This is a genomic window from Paenarthrobacter sp. GQ52, from assembly GCF_059759005.1.
In genome coordinates this window covers 37,766-62,319 of sequence record NZ_JCAXEJ010000011.1, presented here as the reverse complement: position 1 = coordinate 62,319, position 24,554 = coordinate 37,766, and the positions used below count along the sequence as shown (strand labels likewise).

At 62.1% G+C, this 24,554-nt stretch carries 23 protein-coding genes; 4 read left to right on the top strand and 19 right to left on the bottom strand.

The genetic code is table 11. The annotated features are described in order from the left end of the window. Positions 1-44: 44 nt before the first annotated feature. On the bottom strand, positions 45-1,217 hold the full coding sequence (locus tag AC6CH8_RS14850) for a hypothetical protein (protein WP_498191320.1): 1,173 nt from the start codon (positions 1,215-1,217) through the stop codon (positions 45-47). Between the two features lie 321 nt (positions 1,218-1,538). On the opposite strand from AC6CH8_RS14850, the gene AC6CH8_RS14845 reads away from it, so the two are divergent. Genes AC6CH8_RS14845 through AC6CH8_RS14830 form a run of 4 tightly spaced genes read left to right on the top strand, consistent with a single transcriptional unit; the run spans position 1,539 to position 5,065 of the window. Next, the gene (locus AC6CH8_RS14845) at positions 1,539-2,360 is read left to right on the top strand and encodes an HAD-IIA family hydrolase (RefSeq protein WP_035761154.1); all 822 of its coding nucleotides are present in this window, start codon (positions 1,539-1,541) and stop codon (positions 2,358-2,360) included. 9 nt (positions 2,361-2,369) lie between these two features. Beyond that, positions 2,370-3,083 carry a tyrosine-protein phosphatase gene (locus AC6CH8_RS14840; RefSeq protein WP_420179992.1) on the top strand — a complete coding sequence of 238 codons (714 nt, stop codon included), beginning with the start codon at positions 2,370-2,372 and terminating at the stop codon, positions 3,081-3,083. 11 nt (positions 3,084-3,094) lie between these two features. Next, positions 3,095-4,333, top strand: coding sequence for a sensor histidine kinase (locus AC6CH8_RS14835; RefSeq protein WP_498191319.1), 1,239 nt, complete (start codon positions 3,095-3,097; stop codon positions 4,331-4,333). Between the two features lie 48 nt (positions 4,334-4,381). Then, on the top strand, positions 4,382-5,065 hold the full coding sequence (locus AC6CH8_RS14830) for a response regulator (RefSeq protein ID WP_498191318.1): 684 nt from the start codon (positions 4,382-4,384) through the stop codon (positions 5,063-5,065). 13 nt (positions 5,066-5,078) lie between these two features. Here AC6CH8_RS14830 and AC6CH8_RS14825 read toward each other — a convergent pair whose 3' ends face one another. From AC6CH8_RS14825 to manD, 18 genes are all read right to left on the bottom strand, one after another. Beyond that, the gene (locus AC6CH8_RS14825) at positions 5,079-5,990 is read right to left on the bottom strand and encodes a hypothetical protein (protein WP_498191317.1); all 912 of its coding nucleotides are present in this window, start codon (positions 5,988-5,990) and stop codon (positions 5,079-5,081) included. Beyond that, complete coding sequence (locus tag AC6CH8_RS14820; RefSeq protein WP_498191316.1) at positions 5,987-7,240, bottom strand: M16 family metallopeptidase; 1,254 nt, start codon at positions 7,238-7,240, stop codon at positions 5,987-5,989. The genes AC6CH8_RS14825 and AC6CH8_RS14820 overlap by 4 nt, the downstream gene beginning before the upstream one ends. Beyond that, the gene (locus tag AC6CH8_RS14815; protein WP_498191315.1) at positions 7,237-8,103 is read right to left on the bottom strand and encodes a hypothetical protein; all 867 of its coding nucleotides are present in this window, start codon (positions 8,101-8,103) and stop codon (positions 7,237-7,239) included. The genes AC6CH8_RS14820 and AC6CH8_RS14815 overlap by 4 nt, the downstream gene beginning before the upstream one ends. Next, positions 8,100-8,738: a flavoprotein gene (locus tag AC6CH8_RS14810; protein WP_420179986.1), complete on the bottom strand. Its 639-nt coding sequence runs from the start codon at positions 8,736-8,738 to the stop codon at positions 8,100-8,102. Before AC6CH8_RS14810 ends, AC6CH8_RS14815 begins: the two co-directional genes overlap by 4 nt. Before the next feature lie 109 nt (positions 8,739-8,847). Beyond that, a complete protein-coding gene (locus AC6CH8_RS14805; protein WP_166660212.1) occupies positions 8,848-9,021 on the bottom strand; it encodes a hypothetical protein in 174 nt (57 codons plus the stop codon). A 106-nt stretch (positions 9,022-9,127) separates the two neighbouring features. Then, on the bottom strand, positions 9,128-9,301 hold the full coding sequence (locus AC6CH8_RS14800; protein ID WP_166660211.1) for a hypothetical protein: 174 nt from the start codon (positions 9,299-9,301) through the stop codon (positions 9,128-9,130). A gap of 112 nt (positions 9,302-9,413) precedes the next feature. After that, a complete protein-coding gene (locus tag AC6CH8_RS14795; protein WP_498191314.1) occupies positions 9,414-10,415 on the bottom strand; it encodes a T3SS effector HopA1 family protein in 1,002 nt (333 codons plus the stop codon). Then, positions 10,412-11,521: a class V lanthionine synthetase subunit LxmK gene (gene lxmK / locus AC6CH8_RS14790; RefSeq protein ID WP_498191313.1), complete on the bottom strand. Its 1,110-nt coding sequence runs from the start codon at positions 11,519-11,521 to the stop codon at positions 10,412-10,414. The genes AC6CH8_RS14795 and lxmK overlap by 4 nt, the downstream gene beginning before the upstream one ends. Before the next feature lie 183 nt (positions 11,522-11,704). Next, positions 11,705-12,619: an ABC transporter permease gene (locus AC6CH8_RS14785; RefSeq protein WP_498191312.1), complete on the bottom strand. Its 915-nt coding sequence runs from the start codon at positions 12,617-12,619 to the stop codon at positions 11,705-11,707. Further along, positions 12,616-13,590, bottom strand: coding sequence for an ABC transporter ATP-binding protein (locus AC6CH8_RS14780; RefSeq protein WP_364307583.1), 975 nt, complete (start codon positions 13,588-13,590; stop codon positions 12,616-12,618). Before AC6CH8_RS14780 ends, AC6CH8_RS14785 begins: the two co-directional genes overlap by 4 nt. A 109-nt stretch (positions 13,591-13,699) precedes the next feature. Next, positions 13,700-14,824: a thioesterase domain-containing protein gene (locus AC6CH8_RS14775; RefSeq protein WP_498191311.1), complete on the bottom strand. Its 1,125-nt coding sequence runs from the start codon at positions 14,822-14,824 to the stop codon at positions 13,700-13,702. 47 nt (positions 14,825-14,871) lie between these two features. Beyond that, positions 14,872-15,444, bottom strand: a complete 573-nt coding sequence (pyrE, locus tag AC6CH8_RS14770) for an orotate phosphoribosyltransferase (RefSeq protein ID WP_091465032.1) — start codon at positions 15,442-15,444, stop codon at positions 14,872-14,874. 5 nt (positions 15,445-15,449) lie between these two features. Beyond that, complete coding sequence (locus AC6CH8_RS14765; RefSeq protein WP_498191310.1) at positions 15,450-16,433, bottom strand: LacI family DNA-binding transcriptional regulator; 984 nt, start codon at positions 16,431-16,433, stop codon at positions 15,450-15,452. Between the two features lie 135 nt (positions 16,434-16,568). Next, complete coding sequence (gene mmsB / locus AC6CH8_RS14760; RefSeq protein ID WP_091465030.1) at positions 16,569-17,852, bottom strand: multiple monosaccharide ABC transporter permease; 1,284 nt, start codon at positions 17,850-17,852, stop codon at positions 16,569-16,571. A gap of 5 nt (positions 17,853-17,857) precedes the next feature. Then, positions 17,858-19,387: a multiple monosaccharide ABC transporter ATP-binding protein gene (gene mmsA / locus AC6CH8_RS14755; protein WP_498191309.1), complete on the bottom strand. Its 1,530-nt coding sequence runs from the start codon at positions 19,385-19,387 to the stop codon at positions 17,858-17,860. 126 nt (positions 19,388-19,513) lie between these two features. Then, positions 19,514-20,638 (bottom strand): multiple monosaccharide ABC transporter substrate-binding protein, encoded by a 1,125-nt coding sequence (chvE, locus tag AC6CH8_RS14750; RefSeq protein WP_364307577.1) that lies wholly within the window; start codon positions 20,636-20,638, stop codon positions 19,514-19,516. Between the two features lie 359 nt (positions 20,639-20,997). Next, on the bottom strand, positions 20,998-23,277 hold the full coding sequence (locus tag AC6CH8_RS14745; protein WP_498191308.1) for a gluconokinase, GntK/IdnK-type: 2,280 nt from the start codon (positions 23,275-23,277) through the stop codon (positions 20,998-21,000). Continuing rightward, positions 23,267-24,496 (bottom strand): D-mannonate dehydratase ManD, encoded by a 1,230-nt coding sequence (gene manD / locus AC6CH8_RS14740; RefSeq protein ID WP_091465027.1) that lies wholly within the window; start codon positions 24,494-24,496, stop codon positions 23,267-23,269. Before manD ends, AC6CH8_RS14745 begins: the two co-directional genes overlap by 11 nt. Positions 24,497-24,554 lie beyond the last annotated feature (58 nt).

The following is a 24,554-nucleotide window of genomic DNA, read 5'->3' as shown; positions in this document are numbered from 1 at the left end:
TTAGCCCTGCCCCGTTGCCCGCCTGAGCGCTGAGCTGAGCGCCGTCAGCCCATCTTCCACTTGTTGATGCGGTACGAGTTACCCAATTGCTCGAAGAGCCCGGGGTGTGCATCCCAATACGTTTTGTGGCCACTGACGCCGAGCATCTGCGGGGTTCCCCACGGCGTCACGGAGAACAGGTTCACGGCCTGAATCTCTTCGCCGCGGGCGTTGGTGCACGTGAATCCGATGACCACAGCCGCACCTCTGCGGAACTCACGGATTTCCGGCATGGTGGTCTTGAAGTCGGCTGTGCACTTGTGGCCCACCAGGTTCTGGGGCAGTTCGGTAGCGGTCATCCCCTTGTAGCGGGTTTCGATGTCCTTGATGGCCTTCTTGATCTCTGCCGGATCCTTGCCGAACTTGCCTTCCTCAGACTCTGCGAAGAAAGCGTAGGCGAGCGCGATTCCGTCACCGTCGGCCTCCAGAGTTCCCTGGGCCTTCTTCTGGATCTCTACACCGGTGGTGGGGTCCTTGGTGATGCCAAACGACTCGTCGTGGGTCCACTCGGCCAGGTATTGGAAGGAAGATTCACCCATGACCCACTTGCTGAACAGCGGATCGTCATTAGCCGGTACGTTGCTGGGTCCGGCTAGCTCGTCCCACCCTGCCGGCAGGGGGATGGCGTCAGCGGGGATCTCAGAGGATGCCGACGCCTCGCCGGAAGGTTCAGCAGACGGCTCGGCTGCGGCCTCTGACGCTTCTTCGGAGGACGTCACCGATGGCAGCGGAGTATCAAAGGCTGTCGGCTTGGTCATCGATGGAATCAGCCACGTGAAGGTCACCACCAGCGCAATAATCACGACGACGGCCACACCACCCAGGATGAGGAACAGGGACTTCTTGTTGTGGTCGCCCGGGTTCTGGCTTGGGCCTCCGGGTCCGCCCGGCTGGCCCGGGTAGCCTGGCTGGCCCGGGTATCCCGGTAGCCCGGGCTGGCCCGGGTATCCCGGTTGCCAGGGCTGCGCTTGGGGGTAGCGGTGGACGGTTTCGGCGTACTCGCCATCGGGATGCACCGGCTGGTTCGGGAAAGCCTCAGTCTGGGCTTCCGACTGATAAATCGGCTGAGTCTGCCCCGGCTGGTACTGGCTGTACTGGTCCTTGCCAGTGTCGTATCGCGGCTGCGGAACACCGTCCGGGTCGTAGGGAGGCTGCGGCACTCCGTTGTTGTTGCTCATGACAGGCCCTTTCACATGCGGTGGACACCGGGATGTCTCTGGGGACACCTGGTGGACGATCCGGAACGAGGGGACCTGCTAACAATGCGGCGGCACATAAAAATTCACCATGTCGATCCCCCGACCCACGGTGGTGGCACGCCAGCGCCAACAATCCCAGCGCCGCAACAAGCGTAATCGAGCAAGACGTGCGCAACGCAAGTCAAAGCAGCTATCTGCATGGGCAGAACTATCCACATAAGCGGGATCACAGGAGGATAAGGCGCCCGAATAATGAAAGACTGGGTGGCAGTGCATGAACAATCCCAGCCGGAGGCAAATATGGCAGAAGAAACCACATCCACATCGGTTTACCGGAACGGCCACGAAATCGAATGCTGGCTCACGGACATGGACGGCGTACTGGTTCACGAAAACCAGGCGATCCCCGGCGCGGCTGAGCTGATCCAGCGCTGGGTGGACACGTCCAAGCGCTTCCTGGTCCTGACCAATAACTCCATCTTCACTCCCCGCGACCTCGCTGCCCGCCTGCGCGCGTCCGGCCTGGAAGTCCCCGAAGAGAACATCTGGACGTCCGCGCTGGCCACCGCCCAGTTCCTCAAGGACCAGGTCCAGTCCTCTGATTCGGGCAACCGTGCCTACACCATCGGCGAAGCCGGACTCACAACGGCGCTGCACGAGGCCGGGTTCATCCTCACGGACACCGACCCCGACTTCGTGGTGCTCGGCGAGACGCGTACTTATTCTTTCGAAGCAATCACCATGGCCGTACGCCACATCCTGGCGGGCGCCCGCTTCATCGCCACCAACCCGGACGCCACCGGTCCCTCCAAGGACGGCCCCATGCCCGCGACCGGTGCCATCGCGGCCATGATCACCAAAGCCACGGGCCGCGAGCCGTACATTGTGGGCAAGCCAAACCCCATGATGTTCCGCTCCGCCATGAACCAGATCGACGCCCACTCCGAGACCACGGCAATGATCGGCGACCGCATGGACACGGACATCGTGGCCGGCATGGAAGCGGGCCTGCACACGGTCCTGGTACTCAGCGGCATCACGCAGCGCGAAGAAATCGTGTCCTTCCCGTTCCGGCCCAACCAGATCCTGAATTCGGTGGCCGACCTCAAGAGCCAGATCTAAGGGAAACCCATGGCTGTGCTCAATCTGCGTCCTTTGGCCGGCGGCCGGATACTCAGAGGAAGCCAGCCGTTCGGTTTGGATGCCGCTGCAACGTCGGGTTTCCTGGCGGAGCACGGCATCCAGGCAATTGTGGACCTGCGGAGCGAGCTTGAGCGTTCGTTGGTTCCGTGGCTGGTTCAGGACGACAACGACGGCGGTGGCGGGCCTGCCGCCGTCGTCCCGCCCGCCGTCGAACTCATCCATAACCCGTTGGACCCGAACGCCATCGCAGGGTCGCTCCAGGCCGTGGAAACGGCCGAAGACCTCGGGGATCTGTATCTGGGCTGGATCCGGCTGCGGCCCGAATGGGTGGGTGACGCCCTGCGACCGGTCGCCCGCGGCAAGCGCACGCTTGTTCACTGTTCGCTGGGCAAGGACCGAACAGGTGTGGTGTCGGCAGTCGGACTCCTGGCAGCAGGAGGGACCGAGGACCAGGTGGTGGCGGATTATGCGGCCACCACAGCCAACCTGCCGGACGTACTGGAAGTCATGGCAGAAACCTGGCGCCTGAGCGTTCCCTCAACACCGGCGGAGTATTTCAGCCCCGACCTTATGATCCTGCAGAGCCCCGAAGCTGCGATGCGGCATTTCCTGGCCGGGTTCGCGCAGGAGTTCGGGGACGTGCGGAGCTTTCTGCGCGAGGCGGGCCTCACCGCCGTCGAGGTTGAATCGCTGGCTCTGTAATACTTGGGTGAATGAGTAGGACGAACTGGCTCGCGGACGTCAAACCCCTGCCCGGAGGGTGGGTTCTTCGCTCGGCCATCGTTCTGGCAACCTTGCTTTTTTTGGCGTTGGGGATTCGCTGGCAACAACACGATCTTTCGTCGTTTCAGGGATGGCTGGAGCTGGTAGTCCCGTACCTGCCGCTTCTCGCGCTACTGCTCGGTGCCATGCAAGCGGCTGTTGCCTGGTGCCTCTCCCTGGCGGTCATCACGATCCTGGGCGGAGACGCTTCCCTCCTGGTGGCGATGATCTTCCCCACCATGGTGGTGGTGGCTTTCTGTTCCTTCCTTCTTCCGTGGAAACTGGCCATCAATTTTTCGTTGTTCGTGCCCAGCGTCTTGCTGGGACTGTACATATCAACGCCTGAGATGGCCGACCAACCGGCAGTGCTGCTGGCCTTGGTGGTCTTCCTTGCGGCCGCAGCATGGCGCAGCGTCAACGTTTACCGGCACCGCTACGAACAAAGCACACACCACATCCGTGATTTGCAGGAGCAACAGGCGCAAGTCCGCAGTGAGGAAAGGACCCGTCTGGCCCATGAGCTTCACGACATCGTGGCCCACGACGTGACCATCATTGCCATGCAAGCGCGACGCGCTGAGTTCGTGAACGACCAGGCAAAAACATCCCAAATCCTGGAGGGCATTGGAAATGCAGCGCAGCAGACCCTGCAGGATCTGCGCAGCCTTGTGACCCTCCTCAAGGAAGAGGAAAGGGACGAGCCGGGAAGCGGTTCGCAGATACCGGACCGCGAAGGGCAGGACACTGATTTCCTGGATGCTCCAGCGATGTCCGGTGAAACCACCACCGCCGTGGGCTTGGTCCATGACCTCGACGGAGTGGTCGAAGCATTGGATCGGGCAGGCTTCCAGGTGAGCCTCGTCGTCGAGGGCGAAGTAGCCCGGATTCCGGCCAGCCTGCGCCAGGCGCTTCGCCGGACGGTACGGGAAATGGGGACGAACGTGCTCAAACACGCCGACCCGTCCGGGATAGTGGATCTGCGCTTGTCTGTAGGGGCCGATCGCGTGCAACTGGCATCAGAGAACACGGTCTCCACCGCGGAGGCGATCATGTCTTCCCGGACCGGGCTTGAGGCAATGAGTGCCCGCTGCGAAGTGTTCGGAGGATTCATGGACGTCGGCCTCAGGGACGGGCGCTGGACCACCGCGGTGTCCATCCCGCTGGAAGGCTTGGCGTCCGCCAATTCGTGATCGCATTTATGGGAGGATTGGCTCCGTGACTGACATTGGGGGATCAGTATGACGCGAGTGTTGTTGGTGGATGATGAGCTGTTGGCGCGGGAGATCCTGCGTGATTACCTCTCGTCGGACCCGTCCATCGAGGTCGTAGGTGAGGCGTCGGATGGGCGCGTGGCGGTGGTCCAGGCAGCTTCGCTTCGCCCGGATGTGATCCTGATGGATATGCAGATGCCGGTGATGGACGGTGTGGCTGCAACGGCCCAAATCCATGCAGACTTCCCGGAAATCGCCATCCTGGGGTTGAGCACCTTCTCGACGGATCGCTACGTGGTAGACCTATTGCGTGCTGGAGCGTCAGGTTACCTGGTCAAGGACACGCTGCCCAAGGAGATCACTGCCGCCATCCACACTGTGATGGCCGGTGAGTCCGTACTATCCTCCAAAGTGACACGGCATGTTGTGACAGGGCTGGCGGAGTCCGTCCCGGCCGAAGTCGTTCCGGACCCGAAGCTCGTGGACGCGCTGACCAAGAAGGAGCTGGAGGTGATCCAGTTGCTGGGACGTGGAATGAGCAACCGGGAGATGGCTGAAGAGCTCTTCGTGACAGAGTCCACCATCAAGGCGCGGTTCGTGAACGTGATGGAGAAACTCGGAGTGAGGGATCGGGTGCAGATCCTCGTAGCCGCCGTCGAAGGAGGGCTTGTGGACCTTAGCCCCGGTTCGCGGACAGGGCTGGGTTCGTGAGGACCCGGACAAGCTAGCTGCGTCCCAAAATCTCCTTGATGGGCCGAACCAAGCCTTCGACGGCTTGCTCAATGGCGGCTGGGGCCACATGGTCGACGGCGGTATCCGGACTGCGGACGAGCTCGCCACCCCATCCCATCACCTCGTAATGTGCAAGAGAACGGGCCAATTCAAGCGGGGACTGCCACGCGCGATTTAGATTCGTGCGGGCAAATTCCCTGGCCTGCTCCACAGCTTCCAAGTGCTCCGCAACACTGAATCCAGCCACTGTTGACAGCGCCGTTTCCAATACGGCCGACCCGTTGGGCCGGGACGCGATGACTTGCCACGTCACCGTTGCCGTAGAGCCCTCCAGCCCCCGGCCGGCTTGAAGGATTGCTTGGTACCCGGACTTTTGAATGGCGTCGGGCAGCAGGGTTCCCGGTCCTCCGGCGATCAGGCAAATGGCCAGGAAAGTTGCGGCGAACCCGACGTTCGCGGCCGGGTCCTGACCGATGATGAATGTCTGCTCGAATCCTTGTGCCGTGGTCTGCTTCATGGTGCTCCGGAATGCTTGCTGAGGAAAGGGAGACACTTCTCCCTTGCGTTCCCACAGGCGGCCTTCAAGATCTTCCAGGACGCTGGCAGTACCCACAACAGCGAGCACGGGGTCACCAAATAATCCCAACTGCTCGGTGTTCACGACATCTTCAATCCAGCTCCGTGCAGCACCCTCCGGCAGTGTCGCCGTCATGACCACGGCGCCGTCACCGGGCGTCCACGTCACGGCAACCGGCTGCTTGGCTGGCCCGCCCTGTTCCCCAGCCCGGGTAACGGCATCACGCAGGCGCGCGACGCCGTCGGAAGCAGTCCGCCAGCCCATCGACACGGTGGTGAAGCGGGAACGCCGGTCAACCTGGCCAAAGTATCGGCGAGTGGTGATCATTGGAGAATCTCCTCGGAAGGCTGGACGGTCAGTGTCACGGAGTGCTGATCGGCGAGACGCCGTGCCGCGGCGGTGACTAAGGGCCTCAGCCGCGCGGCGTCGTCGGATATTTCCGCGATGGACTCCGCCAGTTCAGCGGCGAACGTCGGGGCCCCCCTCAGGAGCACGTCACGTGTGACGGTCCGCGCGAGCCGTTGGTCATCGTGGGTGAACCTTTCCATCCGGAGTACTGTGCGGCGGGCCGCAAGCATGATGGCTGCATCATCCGCAATAGCCAACGCCCGGAATCTCTCGGGAGGATCAATGGCCTGTCCGGTGTCATCGACCAAGACAAACAGGTCGTCCCGGGTCAGGTCCCCTGGCCCGAACAAGCCAACGCTGGCGTCAAGACCATCCTGCTGGGAGAGCAGCTCAGCTGCCACAAGGTCGCCGAGGAGGTCCGGACATGCCGAATCCCCAATCGCTGCCGCTGTTGCGGAGAGTACGCGTGTGGATTCGACCTCGCTGGAGTAGATCGTGGACGTCGACCCACCCCTGCGGACGGAGTTTTGGAGCACGGGAACCAAGGGCGCCTCGTCTGAAATTCCCGAGAACGGCGCGGCCAGCAACCGGAGCGCTTCCAAGGGATCCTCCGATGTCACCACCGTCAAAACCGCTTCCGAGGGACGGTAAAGGCGGCGATGAAGAGCTCGTAGCTTTTCACGGGTAACCCGGGCTGCGAGGTCACTATCGCCAGTGCCATCGTGACCGTTGGGGTGGTCCGCCCAATAGCGTGCAGTCAGGTGCGGCCAAGGCAGGACTCTCCCCGGAGCTTGAGCCAGACGTTGAGCCCGTTCTGTCGCAACGGCACCTATTTGTTCAGTTATCTGGTGTTGAGTCAGCGCGGGACGGAACACCTGCTCAACCAGGCGATGGGAGATCTGTTCGAGGTGTCCACTGGGACCGGTTTCGTAGAACTCGGAATAGTCCATGTGCGTGTTACCGCCGAGGACTCCCCCGGCCTTGTGAACGGAAACCTGCCGTTCGGATGCCGTGACGTTTTCGCTGTCCTGGTAGACCATGTGTTCGAGGAGGTGCAGCATGCCTTCCTCTCCCGGCATTTCATGGCGCATTCCCGCCGGCACCCCGAGGCTCATGGAAATGATGCGGGCGGATGGATCGTGGATGGCGATCAGCCTTGTCCCGATGTCCGATCGCATGCCGTACACAGCTCGGCCGTCCAGTGTGCCGAGAACGGAAGGGGTAGTCATCGCACCTCCATGGTGGTGTCCAAGTACGAGCCGGCGAGGCGCAGCAGTGCCTTCGCCTGAGCTTCGCCTGCGCCGGCGTAGTGGTGCCAGTCGTAGGCATGCTGGGCGATCCTGAAGGCCAGTGCCGGGCCAATCCCGGACGGTCCGGGAGCTGCCCCGCATGTTTCCAGGAAACCGTTGCGCATTTCGTCAAGGGCTGGCCGGAGAGCAGGGTGGAAGGCATGCAGTTCCGCCATCTCTCCGAGCACCCAGGCGATGTCATAGCCGGGGTGGGCAAGCCCGAGGTCCTCACCGGTGAGAAGCGAGCCGGCGGCGCCATCCGGGGTCACCACCCAGTGGGCCATCCCGGGATATCCGTGAACCACCACTTGGTCAGGGCTGGAAAGCATGGACTTGATCCAACGACGGATCTCCAACAGGCCGATTTCGCCCAGGACTTCGCGCGCCGGCGCCCATGTCCCTCCCAGCCAGGGCTCCGCGCGCTGGACGGTTCGTGGCGTGCTTTCAGGAAAGTCGCCGATGAGGGACGCATTTTCATGGAGACAGCTCAAAGCAGTTCCCCATAGCCGCCCTGCTGCCTTGAGGTTTGCGGGCTCTCCTCCCGTGATGAGGTCGAAGACCGTGGACCCGGCCGGCGTCGAGTAAGAACGGTGGCGATCACCCCCGACACCTAATACCAGGAGGTCACTACCGGGGACAGAGTCGATGCTGACCGGCAGGGAAGAGAAGGGAATCGGCGCTCCGACTCCGAGGCTATGCACCCATTCATAGGCCCCTCCGACCTCGTAGACACCCGTGGACAGCAGATCCGTCCGGGTCGAGCGGATGGCGGACTTCTGCCGGGAATCCATCGCGGCGCTCATACCGTAGCCGCGTCTTTGGTCATCCCCGCACGTAGGAGCCGTTCTTCTTCCAGCCGGCGCATCACGGCAGGGAACGACGGCGGCACCCAGGCCATGGCGACGTCGCTGGACTCGCTGGGGCCAGGGACGGGGTCAATGACCAGGAAATTCTCCGGCTTACGCAGTTTCCTGAGGGTCTCGGCGACAATCGGGTTCGCCAAGGCTCGCGGCGGCAAGGCCGGAGCGATGCAGACCTGGGCCTCCGTAGTCATTGCTGCCAGCAACGACGGCGAATCAGCGATGCCATGAGCCAAGCGCGATGAATAGTCCAGGGTTGCCGGATAGACCAAGATGAGGTCTGCCCACTCTGCCAGATCGATGTGCGCAGCAATGAGCTCTTCGCCCCAGCTATCGGCCTGTACACGGGACTTCAGCCGGGACTCAATGCTGTGACGGGTAATAAATCGCTGCGCGGAGTCCCGCATGATCACCTTGAACTCTGTTTCCGGTGCTGCGGAAACAGCCCATTCAATCCAGAAGGGCATTACTTGGGTGACTGCCGAGCCTGTGAGAATCAGGGCAACCTTGGAGTATCCGAAGGCTTCGAGGGTGAGGTCCGCCCATATCGGACGGGGACTGCTGTCAGTGGTGGTCATGGCAGGTCTCAGCATTCAGGAGGGTGGGTCGGACAGAAATGGGTCAGGAGGCGCCAGCGTGATGATGTTTCCACCACCTCGCTGGCGCCTTCCCCGTGTTCAGGCCTGCCTAGCAGCCCATGGTCAGGGTTGCGCCGATGATCACCCCTGCACAGAACGGCGAGGTGGCCGGCGCGTCGGTGGCTGCGTCGCCGCCGAGCTCGTCAGCAGCCGTAAAGGTGCTGTGCGCCCGGGCCAAGTCGGTGAGGTCGGCCTGCGGGATGTCAGTGATGGTGTTCGTCATGATGGTGTCTCCTTTTGATGGCACCACGTGGTGGGTGCGTCCGGGGTGCTAATGAATGTTGCTTGTGGTTGTAATGCCGTTTGGTTGGGATGCCGCCCTGGGCGGGTTAGCAGCCGGCACCGAGTGTGGCGCCAACGATGATGCCGATGCACAGCGGCGAGGTTGCGGGAGCTTCGGTTGCAGCGTCGCCGCCGAGCTCGTCAGCAGCCGCGAAGGTGCTGTGGGCGCGTGCAAGATCGGTCAGGTCGGCCTGGTGGAAGTTAACGATTGCGTTGGACATGGTGTCTCCTGTTTGGTTTGCTTCCCATCTGAGTGGGAAGGGTTTTCTTTTCTGGGTTCCTCATGGGAGGTCTTTGGGTGCCCGGGCGGCGGTAGTCCACTGCCCGGAGTCGTCACTGGCCCGTGTTGTATCCAGGCCGGTGAGGGTTGATGCAGGCCGTTTGCGCTTCTTCAAACCAAGCGGGTTCGAGGTCGGTTTTTTCCACGGATGCACGGAGAAGTGCGTCCGCCAGTACCCTTGAGCGGTGCTGACCGAAGCTGAGGCCCCGGTACGCCGGACGAGGATCCCTTGGTTCCATGGCAAGTGCCAGGCGGTCTCCCACGTGATGGGTAAAAACCGAGACAGGCGTGTCGTGCGCGGACAAGGATGTAAGGGCAGTGCGAACAAGGGAAGTCGCGGCGTCTGAATCGATGGCTGACACGTAAATGACCATCGCGTCACTGCGTGGGAAGGCGAGGGATGACGAGAGGGTCTTTACCTGGTGGCTAAGGCCGCTGGCGGCAAGGGCTCCAAGAACTTTCGGCCACACTTCAAGCGCCTCAGATGCCGTCACGCAGGATATGTACAGCCTTGAAGCGTCCGCATGGTTCACCGAACCGTGGGCCCCGAGCGCAAGAAGGAATCCGGGGGTGGCGCGGCTTCGCCAACTGGGAACACGTACCCCGACGATTTCGTCCAGAGGGTTGCGTACCAGGGCCTCTTCGGGGAAGAGGACCTTCACTCCGGAGAGCTCCACCACCTGGTGCGGAACGCCTTGGACGGACGTCCCTGCCTGCGTCCTCGCCGACGCCGACTGGACCGGCGCTGTCCCCGCCGACGCCGACGCCGACGCCGACTGGATAACGGTGCGGTGCGGAATGGCATCAATAAGTGCCGCAGCAAGGTCCTGGTGGCCGGTTCCTGGCACGGTCTCGATGCCCGGGTGCCCGACATGGAGGTGTGTGTAGATCGCCCCGGCCACCTGCGAGCGCAACTCGGTGAGGCTGGTGGCACGAAGTGTGGTGGAGCCTATTCCGGCGGTGAGCCGATGGGCGTCAACGGAAACCCTGTGTTCCAGGGACGCCAACACCTGTCCGAATGAAGCCGGTGTTGGAGCGTTGAGTGTGACGGTCATCGAGGTGTCCTTTCGAAACCGAGGGCGCTGACGTAGTGGCCGGGCGAAAGCAGTGCCTCCCGCCCAACGCCCGCGGCTGCCCGTTCGATGCCGGGGAGCCGGGACACCATGGGAGCCCTGGTGATGGTTCTGTCCACGAGATGCCATCCCAAGTGGGCAGTAGCGCGAACCGGCAGATCCGGATCTTCGTAATTGGCATGATCGGCATAGGAGGTCCACATCCGGCGGATTGACGGAACAATGGCAGCCATCCGTTCGGCGATGCGTGCCGACGCGCTTTCGTCGTCGAACCTGGCTGGGGGTGCGGAGGCCCCTCCGCGGGTAGTCACAGTGTCCAGGACCGCCCTGTACATCCACTCACCTGCAAGCATTCCAAGGTCCCGGGCAGGATCGCCGAGTCCAAACTCCTCCCAGTCAAGGACACACAGGCTCCCGTTGTGGAGATGGAACTGATCAAGGCGCAAGTCGCCGTGGATGGGGCGTTCTTGGTGCTTCCGTTCCGATGCCCTCAGCCGGTCCGCAGCGGCAACCAGCTCCGGGTCATTCTGCAGTTCTGCCCAGAGGGCCATCTCCGCCACTGTGAACTCAAGGTAGCGAGTGTGCGGAACGCCAACCGCGAGCATTTCCACGGGTGGGCTTGGAGGTGCCGAGCGCTCCAACCCAAAGGTAGGACCGGAGTGGAGCCGGGCGAGTAATGCGCCCGCTTCCTCCGGAAAGGTGTCCGGCATGGACTCCTCCACCAGCAACTGCGCCAGGCTGGTTCCGGGGCAGTGTTCAAAAACCAGGAGGCCATTCTTAGCGTCGCTGCCGATGAGCTGAGGCGTTGCCGGCGCACATTCCGGGGACTGCTCGGCAAATGCGGCGAAGGCAACCGACCGGCCGAAAGACATCGGGCCGGAAGCCTGCGCTGAGATGTGCTTGACGAAGACCTTTTCCCCGCTCCGCAGCCTCATGTTCCACGTGCCGTTGCGGCCGGCGAAAGCGGCCGGGGCGATGTCTGCCACTGTTTCTCGGCCGTGGCCTGCAAGGACAGTGGTCGCCAGGCCGGCTGCGTGGCGTGCGGCCGGAGTGGTGGACTGCGGGTGCGGAGCTGTGGCGGTCATCATGAGGGTCTCCATCAGAGCAGCAGGGTGGTTACCGCATAGGCGGCCAGTATGCCGACCAGCAGAAGGGCGATGTTGCGGATGAGCTTCTTGGTGGCCAGTGACTGGTTGCGCTTGTTGTCAGACATGGTTTTTCCTATCTGGAGCCCGATGAGCCGGGCCCGTGGACTAAGTGTCGAGTTGGGGCTAGGCCATCTCGTCGGAGGTGAGGGACTGTTGCAGGGAAACCCGTGAGCCGGTGCGCAGTGCGTTGTTCCGGTAAATTACGGTGGCCAACCAGAACAGCACGGGAATCGCCGCCACCGATATGCCGGCGGCCAGCACCATCTCCCACGTGGATACGTCTTCCAGTGCGAAGCGCATCGGCATGAGGTAGGAGGAGAACAGCGGCACGAAGGACAGTCCTTCCAGCCACGGGTTCCCCATGTTCATGGGCAGGACGTAGAGGGAGACCACCAAGAGCACCATTTGCAGGACGGACAGCGGCATGACCGCTGTGCCCAGATCCTCTTGCCGGGAGACCGTCGAAGCGAGAGTTGTGTTCAAAGCTGCGAATATCACGTAGCCCAAGAGGAACCAGAGGATGAACCACAGCAGGCTGGGTCCCACGGCGACGTTGATGAGGGACCAGCCCCCCACAACGCTGAACCCCACCACAGCGGCGCCACCGATCGCCAGCAGTTGGACGAGGGTAACCAGCCCAATGCCGATCATCTTTCCAGCCAGTAGCGGGACGATGCCGATCTTGGTCAGCAGGATCTCCACGATCCTTGACGACTTCTCCTCAACCACCCCGGAGGTCAGGCTCGATGCCGAGTAGACCAGGGATGCCAGCAATGCGCTGATCATGGCGGTGGCGAAGATGGCGCGGGGGTCAAAGCTCATTGCCCCGGTCCCGCCAAATGAGTCCACAAGGAACCATCCGCCGATCCCGGCAACAGCGCCGGCGAAAAGGGCCAGAAGCCCTGTTGCAGTGAGTATGGTCCGGTTCCCCAGCCGGGTAAGGATCTCGCGCCGTATGATCAGGCGCGTCTCACGTAGTCCACTCCCGGAAGAAGGAGCGGCGCTTCGGGTTGTGCGATCAAATGTTGTTGCGCTCATTGCGATACTCCAACTTTGTCGAGGGAGCGCTCCGCCCCCGGGGTGATACCTGGACCGGACGAAATGAACTTGCCGGCAAGCAGGTCAGCCAATGACCTCTGTGCGGACACAATGCTCTTCAGCCCGCCGTGTCGTTGCGCTGCTGCAAGGATTTCGCCGGGCACGTCCCGTCCTGAGCCGTCCACCGAGACGAGGACCGTGGTGCGGTCGGCGGCGGAAAACTCCACGTTGACGCCCCGGGCCATCGAGACTTCAGCGGCGAACGAATCTGCCGTGCGGGAGAAGGCGAGCCGCCAGCGGCTTTTACCGTCGTCCTGCAGCTCCACGACACTGCCGCTCGCCGTCACACGACCGCGATCGAGAATGCAGACCTTGTCGCACAGGCGCTCTACGAGCTCAAGTTGGTGTGAGGAAAAGAGAACCCCGACGCCCCGGTCCGCCTGCTCCCGGATGAGTCGGGACATGGTTTCGACGGCGATGGGATCCAACCCCGAGAATGGCTCGTCCAGCACCAACAGTGCCGGGTCCCCCACTAAGGCGACGGCCAGCTGGACGCGCTGCTGGTTTCCCAAGGAGAGGTCCTGGACCAAAGCCTGCTCACGGCCTTGCAGGCCGAGGGAGGCGATGAGTTCGTCTGCAACCTCACGTGCGGCGCCGGCTTGGTGCCCTTCCAGCAGGGCGAAGTGAATGATCTGGTCCCTCACCGGCATCTGGGGGTAGAGGCCTCGTTCCTCGGGCATGTACCCGATGCGCCTCCGGTCCTTGGCTGTGATGGGCAAGGCTTCCCAGGTGACTTCGCCGTGGTCCGGGGTCAGCAGACCAAGGATCACGCGCATGGTGGTGGTCTTACCTGCACCGTTGCCGCCGATGAATCCCACGATCTCCCCGCGATGGACCGTGAGGTCCACATCGTGGAGGACCCTGCGGTCACCGAAGCTGCGGCTGATGCCCGTGAGCTGTAGGCCGTTCATACTTCGCTCCTCGAAATTCGTTCTTGTTTCCTGTCAAGAACGACGCTACGGAGGATCGGGGATATCCACCCTGTACTCGAGTACAGAGCTCACTTGTACAAAAGTTCACCTAGGCCGGGCGGATGACCTTACCGTTGGGCTCTTGGTATGACGGCTCCTGGGGCTCGGGTGGGAGCGGCTGGAGCTCATCCTGGACGCGTTCCAGCAGCGGCCGGTAGATGCTGCCGTTCCACTGCGGGCTGGCATGGGCGGGCCGGGCGCCTTCCGTGCTGAGCGTGGGCATCGCCATGTTGGCTCCGAAGACTTTGCTCCACCCCGCACGCGCAGACTCATAATCGACGGTGGCGTCCTTGGCGTTGCCTATGAAAGCCATCTTGGAGCCCCCGATTTTTCCCGCCAGCCGGAGGCCGTCAAAGTGGTAGATGTACGCCGACTCCGTCTGTATCAGGACGCTGGACGGGGCGATCGGCGATAGTTGCTCCAGGCTTTGGTCCAGAATCTGGCGCCAGGTGCGCTCATCCTTATGCGCCACCCGCTCCCCCAGCTCGTAGCCGCCGCGCAGGACCGAAGGGATTCGGAAGCCATTCTCGTAAAGGAACACCACGCCGTCGAACCAGCTTTGGTCCAGGACGTCGGCGCGGCTGAACGGACTCGAATCCAAGACGATCAATTGCGTCTCGACGCCGTGCAGCTCCAGCAGGCGGGCGGCGACCTGGGTGGCGAGCATTCCGCCGAAGCTGTGGCCGTAAAAGTACAGCTTCTCCAGTTCCAGTTCACGGACGTGCAGGATGATTTCGCGGACTATTTCGTCCACGTCCAGGCCCAGGTTTGAATATCCGACGGCGGCAAGGCGGCCGCGCTGATGAAGGGCAGGACGCAGTGAGTTGAGTATCCACTGGGCCTCTTCCCAGCTGGTTTTATAGCCCGGAAAGAGGATCCAGCTGGCCTTGGGGAAGTACAGGTCCGAGTACGGATCCGGAACGCGGAGGATCTTGGTGGCCCGCCGCTCGGCCTGTACGCGCCGGGTGAAAAGCATGTCCGCGGCGAGCGCTCCCGAGGCTCCGGCGGTGATGAGGAAATTGCGGCGGGACGTTTTCTTCAGCCGGGCAGCGTAGGGCAGGATCCGGGCCCATGAGCCCGGATCCTCGGCCTGTACCGGTTCCGGAGTCGCCGGCGTGGGGAGGTTTTCGTTCACCTCCGGCGGCGCCGTGAGCTTCCCTACTTGAACGTCCACGCAGCAAGCATAGGCTTCGTGGGCACTGCCTTACAGCCCCGTAGTTCCTAGTTGAGGCCCAGTTCATCCTTGCCGAAGGCGAAGAGGTACGGCACGCCGGTTTCGGCTTCGATCTTCTCTTTGGCGCCGGTGTTGCGGTCCACGATCACGGCCACTGCCACAACGTTGCCGCCCGCTTTACGGACACCTTCGACGGCGGTCAGTGCGGACCCGCCGGTGGTGGACGTATCCTCGAGCACCACTACGTTGCGGCCTTCAACCGAGGGGCCTTCCACCTGGCGGCCCATGCCGTAGGACTTCTGGGCCTTGCGGACAACGAAGGCGTCCACGGCACGGCCGGCGTCGGCAGCGGCGTGCATCACAGCGGTACCTACGGGGTCGGCACCCATGGTGAGCCCGCCGGCGCACTCAACTGACACGCCGGCGTCGTCGATCATTGCCAACATGACCTGACCCACCAGCTTGGAGGCCTCGTGGTGCAAGGTGATGCGGCGGAGGTCGATGTAGTAGTCCGCTTCCTTACCGCTGGAGAGGATTACCTTGCCGCGGACCACCGCGAGTTCTTTGATGAGTTCAAGGAGGCGGGCGCGGGCAGCAGCAGTATCAGGCGTGGAAGTCATGGCTCCTAGTTTAGTGGGGCCGCCGTGGTGGCGCGGATCACCAGGCGGGGATTGACGATCTGATCGCCGATTCCGCCGTCGCCATCCAGTTGCTGCAGCACCGCTTCCATGCAACGGCGGCCGAGTTCCTCGAAGTCCTGCTTGATGGTGGTCAGGGGTGGCATGAAGAATTCGGCTTCGGGTTGGTCGTCATAGCCCACCACGCTGATGTCGCCCGGCACGTGCAGGCCGGCTTCCTGGACGGCCCGGAGTACGCCCACTGCCATTTGGTCGTTCGCGACGAACACGGCCGTAACGGTGTGTTGTTTGATGAGGTCCAGCCCTGCGCGGTATCCCGATGCCGCGTCCCAGCCGCCTTGGAGCAGGATGTCCGCGCCCAAACCAGCATGTGCCAGCGATTCCTGCCATCCCTTGATGCGCTCGGCGGCGTCGATCCAGTGCGGCGGGCCGGAGATGTGGGCGATACGCCGATGCCCCAAACCGATCAGGTGGTCAACAGCGAGGCGCGCTCCGAGCCGCTGATTCAGTGATGCGCCCGTCAGCTGGTTGCCCGTGCCCGCCCCGACAGCCACGATCGGCACGGGAAAGGAAACATCGCGCAGGACCGCGAGGACATCGGGGTGCGGAACCAGGATGACGATCCCGTCCACGGACTGGTTCCGGAAGTGCGCGATCGCATCGTTGACGCTGTCGTCGGTCACTTCCCGGAGGTTCGCGATGCTAACGAAGTAGCCTGCTTCACGCCCCGCTTGTTCGACTCCCAGGAGGGTGTTCGCGGGTCCGAACTGACCTGTCTCGCAGGCAAGCACGCCGATGGTCCGGGATCGCCGGGTGACCAGGCTGCGGGCGGCGGTGTTGCGGCGGTACCCAAGCTGCGCAATGGCTGATTCCACGCGTTCCTTGGTGTGGCCGCTGACGTTCGGATGGTTGTTCAGTACGCGGGAAACGGTTTGGTGCGAGACTCCTGCCATTTTGGCCACGTCACCCATGACGGGAGGCCTGGCCTTTTCGTCAGGCCTCGCCTTTTCGTCAGGCCTCGCCTTTTCGTCAGGCCTCGCAGCTGTGCCCGTCCCGGCCCCGGGCGTTGCCGGGGGCCGGGACACTCCCCCTCTGGACATCAGCGACTATTTCGCGTCGACGACGACGGGCTCAGACTTGGCGGGGGTGGTCGTTTCGGTTGCCGGAGGCGTGGTCTTCCACTTGAAGCGACGGCCCATGGAGGAGCCTCCGCCCGAACCGGTGCGGTTCTTGTTGAAGATGTCGAAGCCGACGGCGAGCAGCAGCACCAGGCCCTTGATGAGCTGCTGGTAATCCGTTCCCAAGCCAAGGATGGACATGCCGTTGTTGAGGACGCCCATGATCAGGCCGCCGATCATGGCGCCGGCTACTGTTCCGATGCCGCCTTGGACTGCAGCGCCGCCGATGAAGGCAGCAGCAATGGAATCGAGTTCGAAGCCGGTGCCGCCTGCGGGTTGTGCCGAGTTCAGGCGGGCCGTGAAGACCAGACCGGCCAGGGCAGCGAGGACACCCATGTTGACGAAGAGACGGAAGGTGACCTTTTTGGTCTTGATGCCCGAGAGCTCAGCTGCGTGGAGGTTGCCGCCGATCGCGTACGTGTGCCGGCCGAAGATGCTGTTGTTCATCAGTGCCGAATACACGATCACCAGGACAGCCAGGACGATCAGGACAATCGGGGTGCCACGGTAGCTGGCCAGCAGGAAGGTGATGATGAGCATCAGCACTGCGATGAACCCGTTCTTGACGGCAAACCATGCCATCGGTTCATTCTCCAGATTGAACTTGCGGCGCACCCGGCGTTCCTTGATGGCCTGGAACAAAATGGCAGCTGTACCGCCGACACCGAGGATGACCGTCAACCACTCCAGGACGGATGTGCCGCCGGAAATGTCCGGCAGGAAGCCGCCACCGAGGGCCCGCAATTCGTTCGGGAACGGGGTGATCTGCTGGTTCTTGAGGGTAATGAGCGTCAGGCCACGGAAGATCAGCATTCCCGCGAGGGTGACGATAAATGCGGGGATGCCCACATAGGCAATCCAGTAACCTTGCCACGCACCAACCAGCGCACCCACGAGGAGGCAGGCGGGGATGGCCAGCCACCATGCCCAGCCCCAATGGACGATCATCACGCCTGCCACAGCGCCGATGAAGCCTGCAATGGAGCCAACGGAGAGGTCGATGTGTCCGGCGATGATGACCATCACCATGCCGATGGCGAGGATCAGGATGTAGCTGTTCTGGACCACCAGGTTGGTGACGTTCTGCGGCTGGAGCAGGATGCCGTCGGTCAGTACCTGGAAAAGGATGACGATCAGGATCAGGGCGACGAAGATGCCAACCTGGCGAAGGCGGCTTGTGAGGAAGCCAAGGGATTCTCGTAGGGCGGACATGTTCGCTATTCCTTCTCTTGAGTCATGAAGTGCATGAGGGTTTCCTGGGTGGCTTCGGCGATGGGGACTTCGCCGGTGATGTGGCCCGCGGACAGCGTGTAGATCCTGTCGCAGATGCCCAGGAGCTCCGGAAGCTCAGAGGAGATCACAATGACGGCTTTCCCCGCCGCTGCGAGCTCCGCAATGATTGTGTAAATCTCAAACTTGGCGCCGACGTCGATGCCGCGGGTTGGTTCGTCCAGGATCAGGACGTCAGGGTCCGAAAACATCCATTTGCTCAGCACCACCTTTTGCTGGTTTCCACCCGAGAGCTTGCCGGTGATGGCAGCAACGGAAGGAGCTTTGATGTTCATGCTCTTCCGGTAGTGGTTGGCAACGGTGGTCTCCTTGTTGCCGTCCACCCACCCTCGTTTGGCCAGCTTGTTCAGTGCTGCCATGGAGATGTTCCGCTTGATGTCTTCAATAAGGTTCAGGCCGTAGTGCTTGCGGTCTTCGGTGGCGTACGCAATCCCGTGGTCGATTGCGTCGGAGACCGTGGACGTGTCGATTTCCTGGCCATACTTGTAGACCTTGCCCGATACCGCCCGCCCGTAGGTCCGGCCGAATACGCTCATGGCCAGCTCGGTCCTGCCGGCACCCATGAGCCCTGCAAGGCCTACTACTTCGCCCTTGCGGACATTGAGGCTGGCGTTGTTCACCACCATGCGGGAATGGTCCTGCGGGTGCTGGACCGTCCAGTCTTCGATGCGGAGGACTTCCTCGCCGATGTTGGGGGTCCGGTCCGGATAGAGGCTTTCGAGGTCGCGTCCAACCATGCCCCGGATGATGCGTTCCTGGGTGATCTGGCCTTGGTCCAGACGCAGGGTCTCAATGGATTTCCCATCACGGATGATGGTGACGGCGTCGGCCACTTTGCGGATCTCGTTGAGTTTGTGGCTGATGATGATGCTGGTCACGCCCTGGCCCTTAAGGTGCAGGATGAGGTCCAGCAAGTGGTCCGAGTCTTCATCGTTCAGTGCCGCTGTGGGCTCATCCAGGATGAGGAGTTTCACCTCTTTGGACAGCGCCTTGGCGATCTCCACCAATTGTTGCTTGCCAACACTGATGTGTTGGATGGGGGTGATCGGGTTTTCGCTGAGGCCTACGCGTGCCAGCAGCTTGGCGGCTTCCAGGTTGGTCTTCCGCCAGTCCACCCAGCCCTTATTGGCAAGCTCGTTGCCGAGGTAGATGTTCTCGGCGATGGACAGGTACGGGCTGAGGGCCAGTTCCTGGTGGATGATCACGATGCCGCGCTTCTCGCTGTCCGTGATGCTGGAAAACTCACAGGGCTCATTTTCGAAGAGGATGTCGCCGTCGAAAGTGTTGTGCGCGTAGACGCCGGACAACACCTTCATGAGGGTGGACTTCCCTGCTCCGTTCTCGCCACAGATGGCGTGAACCTCACCCCGGCTAACGTCCAGGGTGACGTCCTGAAGGGCTTTTACCCCGGGGAAGGTCTTGGTGATTCCTCGCATTTGAAGAATGGGTACGTTCATCGTCAATTCCCGCTGACTGGTTGAAACTGGGCCAGGCCGAGGACTCGGAGGCTCTGGAGGAGGCTGTGGCCCCGTCGCACTGCGCACTGCAACACAGCGGTTCGGGGCCACAGACCGGGGACGTGATTACTTGACGTCGGCTTCCGTGTAGTAGCCGGAGTCGATCAGTTCCTTCTTGTAGTTGTCCTTGGTGATGATGACGGACTTCAGGAGGAAGGCCGGAACAACCTTGACCTTGTTGTTGTAGGTCTTGGTGTCGTTGGTTTCCGGTTCGGTTCCCTTGAGGACAGCGTCAACCATCTTCACGGCCTGCGAGCCGAGCTGGCGGGTGTCCTTGAAGATCGTGGAGTACTGCTCGCCGGCGACGATGGACTTCACTGAGCCCTTCTCTGCATCCTGGCCGGTGACAACGGGCAGGTTGCCGGTGGAGTAACCGCCGGTGCTGCTCAGTGCCGAGATGATGCCGATGGACAGGCCGTCATACGGGGAAAGCACGCCATCCAGCTTGGTTCCGGAACTGTAGGCCGAGGTAAGGATGTCTTCCATGCGCTTCTGGGCTACGGGTGCCTGCCAGCGCAGGATGGCTGCCTGCTCGAACTTGGTCTGGCCGCTGGGAACCTTCAGGGTGCCTGCATCCAGGTACGGCTTGAGGGTGTCCATGGCGCCGGTCCAGAAGAAGTTGGCGTTGTTGTCGTCCGGGCTGCCCGCGAACAGTTCGACGTTGAACGGGCCCTTGCCCTCAACCTTGTTGCCGCTCGCGTCCACCAGGCCCAGGCCGGTCAGCAAGGAAGTGGCCTGCTGGACACCCACGGTGTAGTTGTCGAACGTGGTGTAGTAGTCGACGTTCGGCGTGCCGTTGATGAGGCGGTCGTAGGCAATGACCTTGACGTTCTGTTCCTTGGCCTTGGCCAGGACGTCTGTCAGCGTGGTGCCATCGATGGCTGCGATGATGAGCGCCTTGGCACCCTTCGTCAGCATGTTCTCAATCTGGGAAACCTGCGTGGGAATGTCATCGTTGGCGAACTGGAGGTCCGTCTTGTAGCCAAGGTCCTTCAGGGACTTCTCAACGTTGGCCCCATCTGCGATCCAACGCTCGGACGTCTGGGTCGGCATTGAAATGCCTACCAGTGAATCGCTGGGATTTGCACTGCTGGTGGACTCGGCAGTGCCTCCGCGACTACCGCAGCCTGTGGCTCCGACAGTCAAGGTCAGGACAACCGCTACGGCGCCCAGGAGTTTCTTCAATCTCACGATGCTCTCCTTCCGCGGCAGCATTGCCGCGAACTCTGATGCGGCCGGAGCATCTGCGCGTCCGGCGGTGAAGCGATTTGTGATCTGCGGCCAGCTGGGTGCCACATGCCACGAAAGGTGGTGCGAATGCCATTGTGAACGCTAACAATACCGTCGGTCAAGTGCCGTGGATCACGAAATGATTGCAGCCTCGGACCGCCCGCAAAACTCTTGACTTGAAACGTTGTTAGCGTTCACAATTGGCGGGCTCATCCGCGGTAGACAGAAGGAAAGCCCGGCACTGCTTTATGGGCAGTACCGGGCTTCGCATGCTCCTCCATGACGGCGGGGAGGAGCTCTTCCCTGCTGGGAACAGGGAATCAGAGGCGGGTGTCGAACGAATCGCAGAAGACGTTCTGGTTGAACGTCCCTTGGAATTCGGACTTGCCCTGGATCTTCTCGATGGTGGCGCGGATGGCCTCGCGCGTTGCTGCATGTGCGTGGATGGCGGTCTTGACCATAGGCACATCAATCAAGTGGTTCGGCTGGTTGAGCGAGACAAAAATCGTGGGAACTTCTCTGGCGTACCAAGGAATCTCGGCTGCCATCGGTGAGGACCATTTAATGCGGATGGCAGCCTCCTGCGCGAAGCCCTTGACGTTGGCGAAGACGAGCGCGGCATCGTACCGTTCCGAGTAGTCCCCGGTAGCTTCTTCCGACAGGACCCGCATGAAGTTCATGCCTGACTCCCCTGCTGCTTCGCGTTGCTCAGCCGTCCTGAACACACTGACGTCGAACCCCGCAGCTTCCAGTTCTTCCCGGACTGTGTCCAGATATGCCAAGGGATCAGCTCGGGTGAAGTCGGCGCCACCCGAGATGCCGTAGAGGCGGATCCGCGGATGCGTCCGAGGGGTGATCGGCAGGTTGTGCGCCGTGTCCTTTACCAAAGTGACGGTTTTTTCAGCCACCTCGGCGGCGATAGCACGGTGAGCTTCACTGCCGATCACCGCGAGTGCCTCAACCGGGGGCACCAATTCCTGGCGCACATGCAGTCCAAGGCTCGCCTTCAAGCCAAGGATCCGCCGCAGCGCATCCTGCAAACGCCCCTCGGTGATCACGCCGGACTTGTAGCCATCCAGCATGTACCCAAAGTCCTCCGATGGGTTCCGGAAAAACAGGAACATGTCGCAACCGGCCGCGATGGTGGCGGGCACAAGGTCCTTGCGCTTCATCGCCTGGGTCAGACCAACCATCAGGGACGCGTCCGTCAGGACCAGCCCGTTGAAGCGGAGTTCGCCGCGCAACAGATCCTGCAACAGTTCCGGAGCAAGCGTTGCCGGCAGGATTTCAGCATCCGACAAGCCGGGACGAAAATGCCGGGACACCTCTGGAGCGCCAATATGGCCCACCATGATGGACTGCACGCCATGAGCAATCATCTCGCGGTACACGTGCCCGTAGGTGCGGTTCCACTCCTCATAGCCAAGGGTGTTGTAGGAGGTGACCACGTGCTGGTCGCGCTCATCAATACCGTCACCGGGGAAGTGCTTCATGGCGCATGCTGTGGGTGATTCGCTGATGCCGTCGAAGTACTCCTTGGCCCGTTCCACCACAATGTCCGGGGTGTTTCCGAAGGCCCGGGTGGAGATGACCGTGTTCCGCCAGTTGTAGTGGATGTCCACGATCGGCGCGAAGGCCCAGTTGCAGCCCAGCGCAGCAGTTTCGATGCCGGCAACCTCCCCCATCTGCCGGGCGATGTTCTTGTCAGGGTGGGAGCCTGCCTGCAGGTGCGTGGAAACGAACGTGCCGTCATCGCAACTGCCCGCACCGCCCATCTCAGGGTTGGACGCAATCAGCAGCGGAATCCGGGTCTTGGACTGCGCATAGCGGATGTGTTCCTGCACGGCAGAAGAGGGACCCGGCCGGTAGCGCATGCCGCCCACGTGGAAGTTCTCCAGCACCCCATCGAGGTACTCCGGGGAGTAGTCGTTGTTGTGGTTGATGAACAGCTGGCCGATCTTCTCTTCCAGCGTCATGGACCCGATGGTGCTCTCCACCCATTCCACAGCTGCGTCATCCAGGTTGAAGGGCGCTGCTTTAAGGTCCACCAGGAACGGCCCAGCCGGCACGGCCAGCCCGTTGAGGGCTGAATTTACGTCATCCACAATGTCCTCCACTGATGTGGCGATGTCCACCACGATGCCGGCTTCGTCGTCCTGCAACGGCTCCAGCGTGGTCAGCTGCGACTCCAGCAGCGAGGGGGGCATGAAGTGTCCGGGCCGGGCAGTCATGCGCGCGTTCAACAGCTCGCGGGTGCCGTGCAGGTGCACGAACACCACGGACGGATCGGCGCTCCGGATGATGTCCCGGTACGAGCGTTTCAGCGCGCTGCACGCGATGACAAGAGCAGAGTTCGACGCCGGGAAACGCCTGCCGATTTCGGCCAGCCACGGTGCGCGGTCGTCGTCGTTCAGCGGAGTACCCGAGGCCATCTTGTCGATGTTCGCCTGGGGGTGCAGCGAATCGCCGTCGAGAAATTCAGCGCCGAGACGCTCGGCGAGGGCGGCACCAATGGTGCTTTTGCCGCAGCCGGCCACGCCCATCACCACGATGTGACGCTGCGATTGCGATTTACCAGTCATGGCCGATTTACCAGTCATGGACAGTGCCGTCCACGAGGCGGTTGTACGGCAGGTAAGCCTGCTGGTAGGGGAAGGCGGCAGCGGCTTCTTCGTTGAATTCGACGCCGATGCCGGGCTCGTCGCCGGGGTGCAGGTAGCCGTCCTTGAACGTCATGGACTGCTGGAAGACCTCGTTGGTCTTGTCCGAGTGCTGCATGTATTCCTGGATGCCGTAGTTGTGGATTGCCAGGCCGACGTGAAGCTGTGCAGCGAAGCCCACCGGGGAGATGTCCGTGGGGCCGTGGAAACCGGACTTGATCTGATACTGGGCCGCGAAGTCCATGACCTTCTTCAGCGGTGAGATGCCGCCGAAGTGGGTGGAGGCTGCACGGACGTAGTCGATCAACTGTTCCTTGATAAGGGTCTGGAAGTCATACACGGTGTTGAATATTTCACCGATGGCCAGCGGGGTGGTGGTGTGCTGGCGGACCAGGCGCAGCCCTTCCTGGTTCTCGGCCGGGGTACAGTCCTCCAGCCAGAAAAGGTCGTAAGGTTCCAGGGCCTTGCCGAGCTTGGCGGCCTGGATGGGCGTCATGCGGTGATGGCCGTCATGCAGCAGCGGGATCTCCGGGCCGAACTCGTTGCGCACGGCCTCGAAAACGGTGGGCAGGTGGCGCAGGTAGGCTCGGGTGTCCCAGTCTTCTTCCAACGGGAAGTTGCCGCGGCCGGCAGGCTCGTAGTCGTACCGTTCGCCCGAGGCCTGGGCTTGCGCGGCGACACCATAGACGGCTTTGATACCGGGGACCGCGGTCTGGATGCGGATGGACTTGTAGCCCAGTTCCAGGTGCTCCCGCACGGAGTCGAACAACGACGGAATGTCAGCACCGGACGCGTGCCCATAAGCCCGCAGCCCGTTACGGGAAGCCCCGCCCAGCAACTGGTACACCGGCATCCCGGCAACCTTGCCCTTGATGTCCCACAACGCCATATCGACGGCGGCAATGGCCGCCATGGTGACGGGACCGCGCCGCCAGTAGGAGCTGCGGTAAAGGAACTGCCACGTGTCCTCAATCCGGTGCGGATCCTTGCCGATCAGCAACTGCGCCACGTGCTCCTTGAGGTACGCGGCGACGGCAAGTTCACGGCCGTTGAGGGTTGCGTCACCGATGCCCGTCACACCGTCCTCCGTGGTGATGCGCAAGGTGACGAAGTTGCGGGACGGGCTGGTCACAAAGACTTCAGCGGCAATGATTTTCACAGCTTTTCCTTTCGGGATGTGGCTGGGCGGGTTTAAGTACGATTTTAGGTTGGATTGC